The sequence below is a fragment of the Micromonospora auratinigra genome (assembly GCF_900089595.1).
GTDB lineage: Bacteria > Actinomycetota > Actinomycetes > Mycobacteriales > Micromonosporaceae > Micromonospora > Micromonospora auratinigra.
In genome coordinates, this window is record NZ_LT594323.1 from 4,483,827 (window position 1) to 4,497,372 (window position 13,546).

Consider the following 13,546-nt stretch of genomic DNA (forward strand, 5'->3'; position numbering starts at 1 on the left):
GCCGACGTTACCCGTTGAGGAACGTCGAGATCCGCTCCCGCAGGTCGGCGCGTTCGGTCCAGAGCACGCCCGGGCGGTCGTACACGTGCAGGGTGGCGTGCGGGAGCGCGGCGGCCAGCTCCTCCGCGACCGGGACCGGGTGCAGGTCGTCACCGGCGGTCGCGATGACCAGCGCCGGCGCGGTGACCGCGGCCAGCGCCGCGGGGTCGGCCAGCGGGGCCTGCTCGGGCAGCCCGGCCAGCCCCGGGGCGAGCCCGTCGCGCAGCAGCTGGTCCAGCCGCTGTCGCAGGTACGCCCACCCGGCGGGGGTGTTGCGGACCGACGGCGGCAGCTCCAGCGCGACCACGTCGGCCAGCGCCGAGGCGTCCCCGTCGGCGACCGCGTCGAGCAGGTCGGTCAGCCGGCTCCGGGCCACCTCGCCGCGCGGGCTGGCCAGCACGGCGGGGAGGAAGAAGACCAGCTTCTCGAAGCGTTCCGGGCTCTCCGCGAGCACCCGGCAGAGCGCGCCCGCGCCGAGGCTCGCGCCGAACGCCCGGGTGGCCCCGCCGAGGTCGGCGATCGCCCGCAGGTCGCGGGCCAGGTCGTGGTAGCTCCACGGCCCGGGCGGCGAGTCGGAGCGGCCGTGCCCCCGGAACTGGAAGAAGAGCTTGCGGCCGGTGACCCCGCTGCCGAACGGGCGGGTGGTGGCGATGCCGTTGCCCAGCCCGTGCGCGAACACGGTCACCGGGTCACCGGTGCCGGTGACCAGCCGCTCCAGCCGTACCCCGTGCGGGGTGGCGACCAGTTCGGTCTCCGGCTCGGGCAGCGCCGGCCGGCCGGTACGCGGCGCGCCGGGGCCCGGCCCCCAGGTGCGGGGCCCGCTGTCCGGTGGCGGCGGCCAGCGGAAGCTTCTCACCAGAAGCCTCGGCCGTCGTGCAGGTCGCGCAGCCCGACCCGGACGTCGAGCAGGTACACCAGCGATGCCGCGATGCCGATCAGGCCGAAGATGCTCAGCACGCCGCCGAACCCGAACGCGGGCAGCGTGAAGAGCAGGCAGATCGCCAGGATCGCGATCCAGCCGCCCTTGGGCAGGGTGCCGATCGCGGGGAACGCGTCGGAGCGCTGGGTGATCGCGTGCACCAGGGAGACGCCCTCCAGGACCAGGGCGAAGACGAGCAGGAGCAGCTCGATCCAGTAGCGGACGTCGTCGTAGAAGATCGGCGCGGCGATGGCCATGCCGGCAAGCTTATGCCGAGACCCCGGAAACGTCCGACAGGACGCTGTCCGGGGTCTGGAGTCCAGCAGGGACTCACTCGGCGGCGGGGCGGGTCCGCTTCGTGACCTTGGGCAGCTTCGCCGACGGGGTGGCCGGCTTCGCGGCGGTCGCCTTGGTGGCGGTGGCCTTGGTGGCCCGGGTCCGCTTCACGGCGGCCGGCTTGGCCTCGACGACCTCGGCGACCTCGGCCGGGGTCGGCACCTCGGCCGGCTTCGCGGCCTCGGTGACCGGCTTCGCGACCGGGGTGGCCTCGGTGGCCTCGATGTCGGCGTTCACCGTGTCGGCGGCCTCCAGCACGCCCGCGCCGACGACCCGCTCACCACGGGCGACCAGCTCGGCGTACGCGGCCAGGGCGCGGGCCTGGGCGACCTGGGCGCCGGCCAGGGCGCGCTCCTGGGCGGCCTGCGCGCCGGCCAGCACGGCGGCGGCGTTGCGGGTCGCGGCCTCGCGGAGCTTGTCCAGGTCGAGGTCGGTCGGGACGCCCTTCTCCCGCAGGCCGGCCGCGGTCAGCTCGGCGGTCTTCAGCGTGGTGGTCGCCTTCTGGCGCAGGTCGAGGCCGGTGACGACGGCCTTGCCGCTGAGGTCGGCGACGACCTTGGTGCCCAGGTCGGTGACCACGGTGGGCAGCTTGCGCAGCTGCTGGAGGGCCAGCTCACCGGCGCCGGCGGCGGCGTAGAGCGGGGCAGGGATGCGGTTGGTCTTCGGCTGGGTCATGACTTCTCCTCTTCGGCCGTACCGGCGGCCTTCTTGTGGGGGGCGGTGGTCGGGGCGGGGGCGGGGCCCGCCTCGGTGACGGCGACCGATTCCAGGACGGCCTCGGTCGGCGTCCCCTCCGGTGTGGTCGGTCCGGTGGCGGCGAGCGTGGCCGTGTCCGGGGCCTCCGCCGGGCTCGCCGGCGCGGTGACCGGCGGGGCTCCGTCGGTGGCCGCCTGGGCGGCGGCGGTCGCCTCGGCGAGCCGGGAGTTCTCCCGGCGGAAGGTCTCGTAGATCTGGGTGAGCGACTGCTTCTGGGCCATGGTCAGCTCGGGGTCGACGGCGATCGCCGCGAGCACGCCCTGCCCCTCCTTGTCGTCCAGCAGCCCGGCCCGCAGGTACATCGCCGGGGTGGAGACCCGCAGCGCGCTGGCGAGCTGCTGGAGCACCTCGGCGCTGGGCTTGCGCAGCCCGCGTTCGATCTGGCTGAGGTACGGGTTGCTGACGCCCGCCTGCTCGGCGAGCTGGCGGAGCGAGATCTTGGCGTTGCGTCGCAGGTCACGAATGAACCCGCCGACGTCGGGAAGGTCCTTACCAGTGGCCATGACTCCACGCTAGCCGGCACTGCTAGCAACTGCAAGCAAAGCGCTAGCCAGAGTTAGCGAGGTCTCAACTACCTGGTTGCGTACCCGCTGTCCGCTCCGTACCGTGCCGGCGTGATGAAGAAGATCGAGGTCAACGGTGCCCTGTTCGGCTACGACGAGGAGGGCGACGGCAGCCCCGTGGTGCTGCTGCACGCCGGCATCGCCGACCGGCGGATGTGGCGCGCCCAGCTGCCCGCGCTCGCGGCGCGGCACCGGGTGATCGCCCCCGACCTGCGCGGCTACGGCGACTCCGAACTGCCTCCGGCCCCGTTCGCGCACCACGACGACGTGATCGGGCTGCTCGACGCGCTCGGCATCGAGCGGGCCGCGCTGGTCGGCTGCTCCTTCGGTGGCAAGGTCGCGGTGGACACCGCTCTGGCGTACCCGGAGCGGATCTCGGCGCTGGCCCTCTTCGGCGCGCCGGTCTCCGGCAACGAGTGGTCCGAGGAGACCGAGAAGCAGTGGGAGGACCTGGTCGGCGAGGTGGACCCGGCGGACTTCGACGCCACCGCCGCCGGCGAGGTGCGGTTCTGGGTGGTCGGCCCGACCCGCGAGCCGGCGGACGTCGACCCCGGCCTGATCCGGTTCGCCGAGGAGATGGACCGCCGCGCGCTCGCCGCCGAGCAGGCGCTCAGCGCCGTCGAGGTGGGCGAACTCGACCCGGCCGCGATCGACCGGCTGGGCGAGCTGCGGATGCCGGTGCTGACCGCGTCCGGGGCCGACGACCTCGCCGACATCCGCCGGCTGGCCGACCGGATCGCCGCCGAGGCCCCGCACGGGGTACGCCTGCCGGACGTCCCGGACGCCGGTCACCTGCTGCCGCTGGAGCGCCCCGAGCCGGTCAACGCCGCGCTGCTCGACTTCCTGCCCTGACGCCCGCCCCGGCCGCCGGCAGGTCGACCGGGGGTCGTAGCGGTGTGTCGCCCGGACCCGACCACGTCCGGGCGACACCGCCGCTGCCGAACGGACACCGGTCGCGCGGGTCACCAGACCGGGCGGACCGCCCCGACCGGGAGACCGCCGCCGAGCAGCGGCAGCTCGGCGTACTCGGCCAGCACCGGGGCGTCGACGCCGAGCCGGCGCAGCGCCGAGACCAGCACCGGCATCCGGGCCCGGGTCGCCCCGTCGTCGATCTTCAGGGCGACCGCGCCGACCCCGGGCACCGCCGCCGCGATGACGCCCTCCGCGCCGATCTTCGCCAGCAGCCCGGGTACGCCCCGCATCAGCCGGGTGTCGTCCGCCCGGGTGCCCCCCACCAGCTCCGGGTACGCCCGCATCGCGTCGGCCACGGTCCGCGCCGCGGTGCCGGGCTCGGCGTCGACCAGTCGCAGGAACGCCCGGGCCAGCCCGGTCAGCGACACGGCGAGCACCGGCGCGCCGCAGCCGTCCACCCCGACGGCCGCCGCCCGCTCCCCGGTGAACTCCTCGATGGCGGCGGTCAGCCGCTGCTGGAGCGGGTGCCCGGGCCGCCAGTAGCCGTCCAGCGGCCAGCCGGCGGCCAGACAGGTCAGCAGCATCCCGGTGTGCTTGCCCGAGCAGTTCATCCGGGTCCGGGTCGGGCCACCCCCGGCCCGCAGCACCGCCTCCCGGGCCTCCTCGCCGAACGGCAGGTCGGGCGGGCAGTGCAGGGCCTCCTCGTCGAGGCCGGCGCCGCGCAGCAGGTCGGTGACCCGTTCGGTGTGGAACTCCTCACCGGCGTGGCTCGCCGCGACCAGCGCCACGTCGGCCGGCTCGGTCAGTGGCAACCCGGCCCGGAGCATCCCGACGGCCTGCATCGGCTTGCTGGACGAGCGGGGGAAGATCGGCGAGGCGACGTCCCCCGCCCCGGTCAGCGGCGCACCGGCGGCGTCGAGCACCACCACGGAACCCCGGTGCAGACCCTCGACGAATCCCGACCGGACCACCTCGGCGAGCGGCACACCGCCCTCGTACGTCTTTCCCACGAAGTGGACGGTACCGAGGGGTCCGACGGGCCTGGCACCGGGGTGACCAGGGACGCCGGACGTCGACGTACAGGGACGCCGGGCGGTGCGCTGCTTACAGGCCGAGCAGCGTCCGGGCCTCGGCGGTGGTCAGCGGCGGCCGCTGGGCGAGCTGCGCGAAACCGACCGCGCGGGCGACCAGCTGCATGTTGGACTCGACCGGTCGACCCTTGGCGTAGGTGACCGTGTCCTCCATGCCCACCCGGAGGTGCCCGCCGGCCGACAGGGAGGCCAGCATCACCGGGATGGTGCTGCGGCCGATGCCGGTGGCCGAGAAGGTGGTGCCCTCGGGCAGGTCACGCAGCATCTGCGCGGCGGCGACCAGGGTGGCGGTGGTGCCCGGCATGCCGCCCGGCACCCCCATCACGAGGTCGACGTGGACGTGCCCGCCGTGCGGCAGGCCGTACTTGCCGAGCAGCCGCTGCAGGGCGGTGAGGTGACCCAGCTCGAAGATCTCGTACTCGGGGACGACACCCTTCTCCTGCATCCGGGTGTGCAGGTCGACGATGAACTCCCAGCGGTTCAGGAAGACGTCGTCACCGAAGTTGACCGTGCCCATGGTGCAGGACGCCATGTCGGGCGCGGCGTCCAGCACGGCCAGCCGGGCGGCCTCCGGGTCGGTCACCGCGCCACCGGAGGAGAGCTGCACGATCAGGTCGGTGCTCTCCCGCAGCGCGGTCACGGTCTCCCGCAGCCGCCCCTGGTCCAGGGTCGGCTTCGCCTCGTCGTCACGGATGTGGACGTGGATCACGGCGGCGCCCAGCGCCTCGCACTCCTTGGCCGTCAGCAGCAGTTCGTCGAGGGTCACCGGCAGCGCCGGCACCTCCGCCTTGGCCGACTCCGCGCCGGTGGGGGCAACCGTGATCAACGTCCCTGTCGTCATGCCGGCGATCCTAGACCGGCAGGCGACCAGGACGGAAGAATCACCGAGCGAGGTGCCGCCGAACGGAAGAATTCCCGCGTACGCGCGCTCAGGCCGGATCGATGGCGGCGGCCGTCTCGCCGACCAGCAACCGGGCGTCGTCGGAGACGTTGCGCTTGACCACGGCGAGGGCGATCTGACCCAGTTCGTAGTGGTGCACCGCGGTGCCGACGAAGCCGACCGGCCGGCCGTCCAGGGTCACCGGCGTACCGGCGGCCGGCGGCTGGTCGGTGGTCACCCCGTCCAGGTGCAGCAGCACCAGCCGGCGCGGCGGCCGGCCCAGGTTGTGCACCCGGGCCACCGTCTCCTGCCCCCGGTAGCAGCCCTTGTCCAGGTGCACGGCCGGGGCGATCAGGTCCACCTCGGCCGGGATCGTCCGGTGGTCGGTGTCCACCCCGGCCCGGGCCCGCCGGGCGGCCACCCGGATCGCCTCGTACGCCCACAGCCCCGCCACCGGCACGCCCGCACCGCGCAGCTCGTCGACCACCTGGGTCATCGCCTCCCGGGGGACCAGCAGGTCCACGCCGAGCGCCACCCGCCGGGCCCAGCCGCCGACCGGCAACGGCTGCACGTCGTACACCACGGTGGGCCGGGACGGCAGCTCGCCGGAGCGGAACTTCGGGCCCGGCACCGCGACCACGTCGGGCGCGGCCAGCCCGGTGACGCCGAGGGTGTCGAGCGCGCCGGTGGCCTCCGGCCCGACCAGCGAGAGCAGGGCGTGGTCGGCAGTGGCGTCGCGCGGCTCGACCTTGCTGAAGAACCGCATCCGCTCCAGGTAGGTCAACAGGCCGGCGGTCATCCCCGGCTCGGTGTCCAGCCAGGTGGTCTCGCCGTCCTCGGCGACCATGGCGTGCTGCTCGACGTGCCCGTGCGGGGAGAGGACCAACAGCTCGGTGCCCTGCCCCGGACCCAGCGCGGCGAGGTGCTGGCTGGTCAGGGTGTGCAGCCAGCCGATCCGCTCCTCGCCCGGCACCGCCACCACCCCCCGGTGCGAGCGGTCCACCAGGCCGACCCCGGTGGCCAGGACGCGCTGCTCGCGCATCGGGTCGCCGTAGTGGGCGGCGACCGGGCCGACCCCGGCCGCCCGGTGGGCCGGCTCGGGCTGGTCCCGGGTCTCCTCGTCGATCGCCTCGGTGGCCACCGCACCCGCGATGTCGATCATTTCCGTCCCCCGTCCTCGCACTGGCCGCAGACGCCGAAGAGCGCCACGTGCCCGATGTCGACCTGGAATCCCCGCTGCGCGGCCAGCTGTTCGGCCAGCGGGCGGAGCAGCTCGGGATCGATCTCGTCGATCGCGCCGCACTCCCGGCAGACCAGGTGCACGTGCTGGTGCTCACCGGCCGCGTGATAGGTCGGTGACCCGTGCGACAGGTGGGTGTGGGTCACCAGTCCCAACCGCTCCAGCAGCTCCAGCGTCCGGTAGATGGTGGTGATGTTGACCCCGGCGGCAACCTCCCGGACCGCCGAGTGCACCTGCTCCGGCGTCGCGTGCCCCAGCTCCAGCACCGCCTGGAGGACCAGTTGCCGCTGCGCCGTCAGCCGCAGCCCACGGGAGCGGAGCAGTTCCGCGAGGGAGGATTCGGACACCGTCCGATCATAGTTCGGCCGCCGCGCCGCACCGGCCGGCGCGGGGGTACGCCGCTACCCTCGGCGGTCGTGGTGGCATCACGGGTGGCGGTGCCGGGTCGGGGCCTCGTACCGGCCGGGACGGCGGTGCTGCGCGGCGACGACCGGGGCGTGCTGCACGGCGACGGGCTCTTCGAGACCCTGCACCTGCGGGACGGACGGCCGTGGCTGCGCGACGCGCACCTGGCCCGGCTGCGGGCCGGCGCCGCGGCGGTGGAACTGGACCTCCCCCCGACCGGCGCGCTGGTCGACCTGCTGGACGAGGTGTGCGCCGGCTGGCCGCCCGAGGTGGAAGGGGCCCTGCGGCTGGTCTGCACCCGGGGGCCGGAGGGCGGCGGACCGCCGACGGTCTACGCCACGCTGGGCGAGGTGCCGGCAGCGACCCGGCGGGCCCGGGGCACCGGGGTGCGCGTCGCCACCCTGCCGCTCGGGGTGGCCGCCCGGTCCCGCCCCGAGCTCGACTGGCTGCCCCACGGGGTGAAGTCGACCTCGTACGCGCTGAGCACCGCCGCCCGTCGCTGGGCCACCCGCAGTGGCGTCGACGACGTGCTCTGGGTCTCCACCGACGGGTACGCGCTGGAGGCGCCGAGCGCGAACCTGGTGTGGCTGACCGGGCGGACCCTCTGCACCGTGCCCGCCGCCGCCACCGGCGTGCTGCCGGGGGTGACCGCCCGCTGGCTGCTCGACCACGCCGCCGACCTCGACCTCACGCCCCAGGAACGCCTGGTGACCCTCGGCGAGCTGCACGAGGCCGACGGCATCTGGCTCACCAGCTCCCTGCGCGGCCTGGCGGAGATCCGGACCCTGGACAACGCCCCCCGCCCCCACTCCCCCCTGACCGCCCCCCTGCTCACCCTCCTCGGCTTCCCCGCAGGTTGATCATGAAGTTGTTGCCCCGCCCCGCAGCGGGAGGCAACAACTTCATGATCGACCCGGTGAGGGGTGGGTCAGCCGGCTACGCGGGTGAGGCGGGCGGAGAGGTGAGGGCTGAGGGGGTGGCCGACGGCGGCCATCTCCTGGGCGTAGAGCAGGGCGCCCTCGACGATGCCGAACAGGCGGGCACCGGCGGTGACCTCCTTCGCCGTCGCGGTGCGCACCACCGCGTCGGTGGCGAACTCGATCTGGGTGCCCTTGCGCTTGCCGATGTGCAGCTCCATCACGCCGGTCGGCGTGGTCATCAGCGCTTCCAGCTCGTCGGTCACCCGGTCGCCGTCCATGACCGGACGCCACCAGCCGACCTCGCGGCCGGCCGGGCGGACCGGGCGGCTCTCCTCGTCCAGGATCCAGGCCCGCGACTCGTAGAACAGGAACGGCCGGCCGTCGTGGCTGATCCGGATCTCCTGCGCGAAGTCGAAGTCCTCGATGGTGGGGAACCCACCCCGGCCGCGCCCCCGCCACACCCCGATGTACGGCAGCAGCCCGTCCAGGCTGCGGTGCAGCTTCGGACCGACGCGCAGGTCGTGGCTCTCCTCGTACGGGTACGGGTCGACCGGTGGCGCGTTCAGCCACGGCGGCTGAAGCGGGTTCTCACTCACCGGCAACTCTCCGTTCGCGACTGCGGGGCTCGCAGACCCGGCTCACTCCTCGCACTCACCGGCAACTCTCCGTTCGCGACTGCGGGGCTCGCAGACCCGGCTCACTCCTCGCACTCACCATTTACCTCTCGAAATGCGGACCGCGGCGTAGACCAGGCCACCGGCGAGCGCGCCGAGGCCGGCGACCAGCAGGCTGACGAACCCGATCTCGGTAACCATCCGGGCCATCCTATGCTGGGCTCCATGGCCCGCACTCTCGTCGTCAAGGCCACCGCCGGCGCGGACGCCCCGGAGCGCTGCGCGCAGGCCTTCACGGTGGCCGCCACGGCCGCCGCCGCCGGGGTGGACGTCTCGCTCTGGCTGACCGGGGAGTCGACCTGGTTCGCGCTGCCGGGCCGGGCGCAGGAGTTCGACCTGCCGCACTCCGCGCCGCTGGCCGAGCTGCTGCACGTGATCCTCACCACCGGCACGGTGACCGCCTGCACCCAGTGCGCGGCCCGCCGCGACATCGGCCCGGACGACGTCATCCCCGGCGTACGCATCGCCGGGGCGGCGGTCTTCGTCGAGGAGGCGATGGCGGAGGGGGCCCAGGCCCTCGTCTACTGACCGGCGCCACTGACCTGCCCGAGCCGTCCGTTGTGGGCGGACTGCCGATATCGACCCGGTAAGTCCGGCTACTGCCTACGATTCGCATGTGGGTGAGGCGATCGAGCAGTTCTTCGCGACACTGCCGGCGCGTGCCCCGGCGGTGCTGCGCGGACCGACCACCGGCAGCCTCCAGATCGACCTGACCAGCGGAAACCGCACTGAGCACTGGTACGTGCGGCTGGCCCACGGTGCGGTGCGGGTGAGCCGGGAGCAGCAGCCGGCCGACGCCACCTTCACGGTCAGCGCCGCGCTCTTCGAGCGGCTGGTCACCGGTCGGGAGGCCGGCATGGCGGCCGTGCTGCGCAACGAGGCGACCTTCAGCGGCAACGTGGTGCTGTTCCTGGTCTTCCGTCGCTTCCTCCCCGACCCGCCCGGCACCCGGGACCCCCGCGAGACGGCCCGCGAACACGTCGGGCGGTCGGTCCGATGAAGGAGCGGGTCAGCATCCTCGACGGCAACACGTTCCTGGTCAGCGACCGGCGCGGCAACATCGAGCCGTCCTTCGACTTCCCCACCGGGCTGTTCTCCTTCGACACCCGGTTCATCTCCACCTGGATCCTCACCCTCAACGGCGAGAAACTGCACGCCCTCTCCATCGACGACGGCGAGTCGTACCGGACGCGCTTCTTCATGGTCCCGGGCGAGCCGACGCACTACCTCGACGCCAAGGTGTCGGTGATCCGCAGCCGGTCCATCGGCGGCAGCTTCGACGAGGAGCTGACCCTGCTCAACCACGCCGAACAGGAGGTCGAGTTCACCCTCCGGCTGGAGATCGGGTCGGACTTCGCCGACCTGTTCGAGATCAAGCACCAACGGCAGAAGAAGGGCCGGACGACGCCCAGCGTGGGGCCGAACCAGCTCCGGCTCACCTACCGGCGGGAGGGGTTCCACCGGGAGGCGGTGATCAGCACGAGCGCCCCCGCCGACATCGACGAGAGCGGGATGACCTTCCGGATCCGGGTCGGCCCGCACGGCGAGTGGACCACCCGCCTGCACGTGGCCACGGTGATCTACGGGGCGCGGGGCGAGGACATCCGGGCCACCCTGCCGTTGGGCGGCCACCGCTCGGTGGCGGCGATCCAGGCCGAGCAGGACGACCTGATCGACCGGGCGCCGAAGCTCGGCTGCGACTGCGAGCCGCTGGCCGGGGCGTACCGGCGCAGCCTCAACGACCTGGCCGCGCTCCGGTACGAGTCGATCGCGCTCGGCGTACGCCTGCTCGCCGCCGGGCTCCCCTGGTTCATGACCCTGTTCGGACGGGACAGCATCTTCACCTCGCTCCAGGTGCTGCCCTTCCTGCCCGAGCTGGTGCCGCCGACCATCCTGATGCTGGCCGGCCTCCAGGGCAGCCGGCTGGACGACTTCCGCGACGAGGAACCCGGCAAGATCCTGCACGAGCTGCGGTACGGGGAGACCGCCGGCTTCCAGGAGCAGCCGCACTCCCCCTACTACGGCTCCGCCGACTCGACCGCGCTCTTCGTGATCCTGCTCGACGAGTACGAGCGGTGGACCGGGGACGACAAGCTGGTCCGGATGCTGGAGCACGAGACCCGGGCGGCGCTGCACTGGATCGACACCTACGGTGACCTGCTCGGCACCGGATACGTCTCGTACCTGACCCGCAACCCGGAGACCGGCCTGCAGAACCAGTGCTGGAAGGACTCCTGGGACGGGATCTCCTTCTCCGACGGCCGGCTGCCCGAGTTCCCCCGGGCCACCTGCGAACTCCAGGGGTACGCGTACGACGCGAAGCTGCGCGGCGCCCGGCTGGCCCGGACCTTCTGGAACGATCCCGCGTACGCGGAGCGGCTGGAACGCGAGGCGGCGGCGCTGAAGGAACGGTTCAACCGGGACTTCTGGATCCCGGAGCGGGAGTACTACGCGCTCGCCCTGGACCCGGACGGCCGGCAGGTCGACGCGCTCTCCTCCAACATCGGCCACCTGCTGTGGAGCGGCATCGTCGACGAGTCACGGGCCGCCGCGGTGGCCGGGCACCTGCTCGGGCCCCGGCTCTTCTCCGGCTGGGGCATCCGCACCCTGGGCGACGACCAGGGCCGGTACAACCCGATCGGCTACCACGTCGGCACGGTCTGGCCGTTCGACAACTCGATCATCGCCTGGGGCCTCTGGAAGTACGGCTTCCGGGAGGAGGCCGGCAAGATCTGCGAGGGCATGCTCAGCGCGTCCCGCTACTTCGACGGTCGGCTCCCCGAGGCGTTCGCCGGCTACGAACGCGACCTCACCGACTATCCGGTGCAGTACCCCACCGCGTGCAGCCCGCAGGCCTGGTCGGCCGGCACCCCGTTGCTGCTGCTGCGGGTGATGCTCGGGCTGGAGCCGGGCGGCGAGCACCTGATCATCGACCCGGCGGTGCCGCCCGGAATGGGCCGGGTGGAGCTGCTCGACATCCCCGGTCGGTGGGGACGGGTGGACGCCCTGGGTCGCAGTCGCACCCCGCAGGAGGACCGCCGCGACCGCTGAGCCGGCCCGGGTGCGGTGGCACGCGAGGGACGAGCCGGCCGGGCGCTGGGCTACCCGGGGCCGACCGACTGGGCGCCCCGCGCGAGAGACGAGCCGGCCGGGCGCGTACCGCCCGGGGGACGAGCCGGCCGGGCGTGGGACCGCGTGGGAGGACGGTCAGCCGGCGCAGCCGGTCGAGGCCGCCAGGCGCAGCTGGTCGCCGGTGGCGTCGGCCAGCACGACGACCCGTCCGGTGCGGAACGCGTACCGGTCGGGTCGGTCGAGCACGACGGCGCCGAGCGGTGCGAGCGGGGCCAGCGAGACCGGGCCGGTCCCGGCGGCCACCCGGACCGTGCGGGCCGGCTCCCCCGTCGGGCAGGGCGCGGCGACCACCGTCGGGTCCGTCGGGACCGGTCGGCCGAGGGCCCGCAGCGCGGCCGTCAACTCCGGCCCGGCGGCGTACCCGGGCGACAGGTCGGCGTACCCCGTGTCGGCCGGGCGGCAGCCGGTGGCGACCGAGAAGCGGACCAGGCCGTCGGTGACGACCCGCCCGTCCACCGCGACGAACTCGCCCGCGTCGGCGCGCAGCCGAGGGCGGCCCACCTCAGTGGCGACCCCGGCTCCCCAGCCGGCCGGCAGCCGCCGGGCCACCCGGTCCAGCACCGCCCGCTCGCCGCCGGGAGCCACCGGGACGTCCACGCCCCGGGTCAGCGACGCCCCGTCGGCCAGCGGGGTGACCCGGCAGCCCTTGTCGAAGCGGGGCGGGGTCAGCTCCCAGGCGTCCTCGCCGAGTGCCGCCACCAGCCGGCCCACCGCCCGGTCCGCGACCGGGACCGCCTGGCTCAGCGGCCGCTGCTCCTTGACGGTGGGCGGGTCGTGCCGTACCGACCACCAGGTCAGCCCGGCGAGCAGCACCGCCCACAGCACCGACGCGGCCACCAGCCAGCGCCACCACCGCCGGCCGGACGCCGGCCGGTCGGGACCCGACGGCGGGGCGTACCCCTGCTGGACGACACCACTCACCGGCCAATCGTGTCACGCCCGCGCCGCCGCTCCCCGCCCTCCCCGCCACCGCCCACTCCCCGACCCGCCGCCCGGAAGCCACACTTTCCGTGAATCAGCGGCCTCGGCGACGTCGGAAGCCACACTTTCCGTGAATCAGCGGCCTCGGCGACGTCGGAAGCCACACTTTCCGTGAATCAGCGGCCTCGGCGACGTCGGAAGCCACACTTTCCGTGAATCAGCGGCCTCGGCGACGTCGGAAGCCACACTTTCCGTGAATCAGCGGCCTCGGCGACGTCGGAAGCCACACTTTCCGTGAATCAGCGGCCTCGCGGGCGAGGGCGCGAGGCCGTGTCGGGTGGGCGGGGCGGGATGGGCGGGCTGGGGTGAGACGGGCGTGGCCCGCCGCCCCGGCCGGGGCGGCGGGCCACGATCAGAGCGTGGGTCAGGCGGCGACCTTGACGGTCACCTCGTTGATCCCGCGGGCGGCGGTGACGGCGGTGTCGCCGTTGCCGTGCCGGGAGAGCGCCCGCAGGGTCCAGTTGCCCGGCGCGGCGAAGAACCGGAACTGGCCGGTCGGGGAGGTCACCACCTCGGCGGTGAACTCGCCGGTGGAGTCGAGCAGCCGGACGTACGCGCCCGGGACGGCCTCGCCGGACTCGGCCGTGACCAGGCCGGTGATGACGGTTTCCTTCTCCAGGTCCAGGCTGGCCGGCAGCGGGGCGGCCTGGTCCGGAGCGGCGCAACCGGCGGCGGTGGAAGCGACGGGTGCAGTCATG

General features: G+C 74.0%; 17 protein-coding genes. 5 read left to right on the plus strand and 12 right to left on the minus strand.

The annotated features are described in order from the left end of the window. Positions 1–7: 7 nt before the first annotated feature. The 4 genes from GA0070611_RS20060 to GA0070611_RS20075 form a co-directional block, all read right to left on the minus strand. Positions 8–895 carry an alpha/beta fold hydrolase gene (locus tag GA0070611_RS20060; protein WP_091666557.1) on the minus strand — a complete coding sequence of 296 codons (888 nt, stop codon included), beginning with the start codon at positions 893–895 and terminating at the stop codon, positions 8–10. Then, positions 892–1,215, minus strand: coding sequence for a DUF2516 family protein (locus GA0070611_RS20065; RefSeq protein WP_091666560.1), 324 nt, complete (start codon positions 1,213–1,215; stop codon positions 892–894). Before GA0070611_RS20065 ends, GA0070611_RS20060 begins: the two co-directional genes overlap by 4 nt. Before the next feature lie 73 nt (positions 1,216–1,288). Continuing rightward, positions 1,289–1,969, minus strand: a complete 681-nt coding sequence (locus GA0070611_RS20070) for a hypothetical protein (protein WP_091666563.1) — start codon at positions 1,967–1,969, stop codon at positions 1,289–1,291. Then, entirely contained in the window at positions 1,966–2,553 is a 588-nt protein-coding gene (locus GA0070611_RS20075; protein ID WP_091666565.1) for a helix-turn-helix domain-containing protein, read from the minus strand. Before GA0070611_RS20075 ends, GA0070611_RS20070 begins: the two co-directional genes overlap by 4 nt. Positions 2,554–2,667: 114 nt before the next feature. Between GA0070611_RS20075 and GA0070611_RS20080 the strand changes: the two genes are divergently transcribed. Further along, complete coding sequence (locus GA0070611_RS20080) at positions 2,668–3,465, plus strand: alpha/beta fold hydrolase (RefSeq protein WP_091666567.1); 798 nt, start codon at positions 2,668–2,670, stop codon at positions 3,463–3,465. Between the two features lie 110 nt (positions 3,466–3,575). Here GA0070611_RS20080 and GA0070611_RS20085 read toward each other — a convergent pair whose 3' ends face one another. The 4 genes from GA0070611_RS20085 to GA0070611_RS20100 all read right to left on the minus strand — a co-directional run bounded on the left by GA0070611_RS20085 (position 3,576) and on the right by GA0070611_RS20100 (position 7,083). Continuing rightward, positions 3,576–4,535 carry an asparaginase gene (locus GA0070611_RS20085; protein WP_091666569.1) on the minus strand — a complete coding sequence of 320 codons (960 nt, stop codon included), beginning with the start codon at positions 4,533–4,535 and terminating at the stop codon, positions 3,576–3,578. 94 nt (positions 4,536–4,629) lie between these two features. Next, on the minus strand, positions 4,630–5,457 hold the full coding sequence (locus tag GA0070611_RS20090) for a BKACE family enzyme (RefSeq protein WP_091666572.1): 828 nt from the start codon (positions 5,455–5,457) through the stop codon (positions 4,630–4,632). A gap of 88 nt (positions 5,458–5,545) precedes the next feature. Next, positions 5,546–6,658, minus strand: coding sequence for a CAF17-like 4Fe-4S cluster assembly/insertion protein YgfZ (gene ygfZ, locus GA0070611_RS20095; protein WP_091666575.1), 1,113 nt, complete (start codon positions 6,656–6,658; stop codon positions 5,546–5,548). After that, positions 6,655–7,083 (minus strand): Fur family transcriptional regulator, encoded by a 429-nt coding sequence (locus tag GA0070611_RS20100; protein WP_091666578.1) that lies wholly within the window; start codon positions 7,081–7,083, stop codon positions 6,655–6,657. The genes ygfZ and GA0070611_RS20100 overlap by 4 nt, the downstream gene beginning before the upstream one ends. A gap of 69 nt (positions 7,084–7,152) precedes the next feature. Here GA0070611_RS20100 and GA0070611_RS20105 point away from each other — a divergent pair, with 69 nt between their 5' ends. Beyond that, the gene (locus GA0070611_RS20105; protein ID WP_091666580.1) at positions 7,153–8,001 is read left to right on the plus strand and encodes an aminotransferase class IV; all 849 of its coding nucleotides are present in this window, start codon (positions 7,153–7,155) and stop codon (positions 7,999–8,001) included. A gap of 68 nt (positions 8,002–8,069) precedes the next feature. Here GA0070611_RS20105 and GA0070611_RS20110 read toward each other — a convergent pair whose 3' ends face one another. Further along, positions 8,070–8,657, minus strand: coding sequence for an FABP family protein (locus tag GA0070611_RS20110; protein ID WP_197675751.1), 588 nt, complete (start codon positions 8,655–8,657; stop codon positions 8,070–8,072). A gap of 114 nt (positions 8,658–8,771) precedes the next feature. Next, on the minus strand, positions 8,772–8,876 hold the full coding sequence (gene mtfM / locus GA0070611_RS32275) for a small membrane protein MtfM (RefSeq protein WP_269456315.1): 105 nt from the start codon (positions 8,874–8,876) through the stop codon (positions 8,772–8,774). A gap of 12 nt (positions 8,877–8,888) precedes the next feature. Here mtfM and GA0070611_RS20115 point away from each other — a divergent pair, with 12 nt between their 5' ends. From GA0070611_RS20115 to GA0070611_RS20125, 3 genes are all read left to right on the plus strand, one after another. Then, positions 8,889–9,263 carry a DsrE family protein gene (locus GA0070611_RS20115; protein ID WP_091666584.1) on the plus strand — a complete coding sequence of 125 codons (375 nt, stop codon included), beginning with the start codon at positions 8,889–8,891 and terminating at the stop codon, positions 9,261–9,263. A gap of 88 nt (positions 9,264–9,351) precedes the next feature. After that, positions 9,352–9,735 (plus strand): SCP2 sterol-binding domain-containing protein, encoded by a 384-nt coding sequence (locus GA0070611_RS20120; protein ID WP_091666590.1) that lies wholly within the window; start codon positions 9,352–9,354, stop codon positions 9,733–9,735. Continuing rightward, positions 9,732–11,786, plus strand: a complete 2,055-nt coding sequence (locus tag GA0070611_RS20125) for an amylo-alpha-1,6-glucosidase (protein WP_091666593.1) — start codon at positions 9,732–9,734, stop codon at positions 11,784–11,786. The genes GA0070611_RS20120 and GA0070611_RS20125 overlap by 4 nt, the downstream gene beginning before the upstream one ends. A 156-nt stretch (positions 11,787–11,942) precedes the next feature. On the opposite strand, the gene GA0070611_RS20130 is transcribed toward GA0070611_RS20125, so the two are convergent. Further along, positions 11,943–12,788, minus strand: a complete 846-nt coding sequence (locus GA0070611_RS20130) for a hypothetical protein (protein WP_091666595.1) — start codon at positions 12,786–12,788, stop codon at positions 11,943–11,945. Between the two features lie 424 nt (positions 12,789–13,212). After that, entirely contained in the window at positions 13,213–13,545 is a 333-nt protein-coding gene (locus GA0070611_RS20135; protein WP_091666598.1) for a DUF1416 domain-containing protein, read from the minus strand. Position 13,546: the final 1 nt, after the last annotated feature.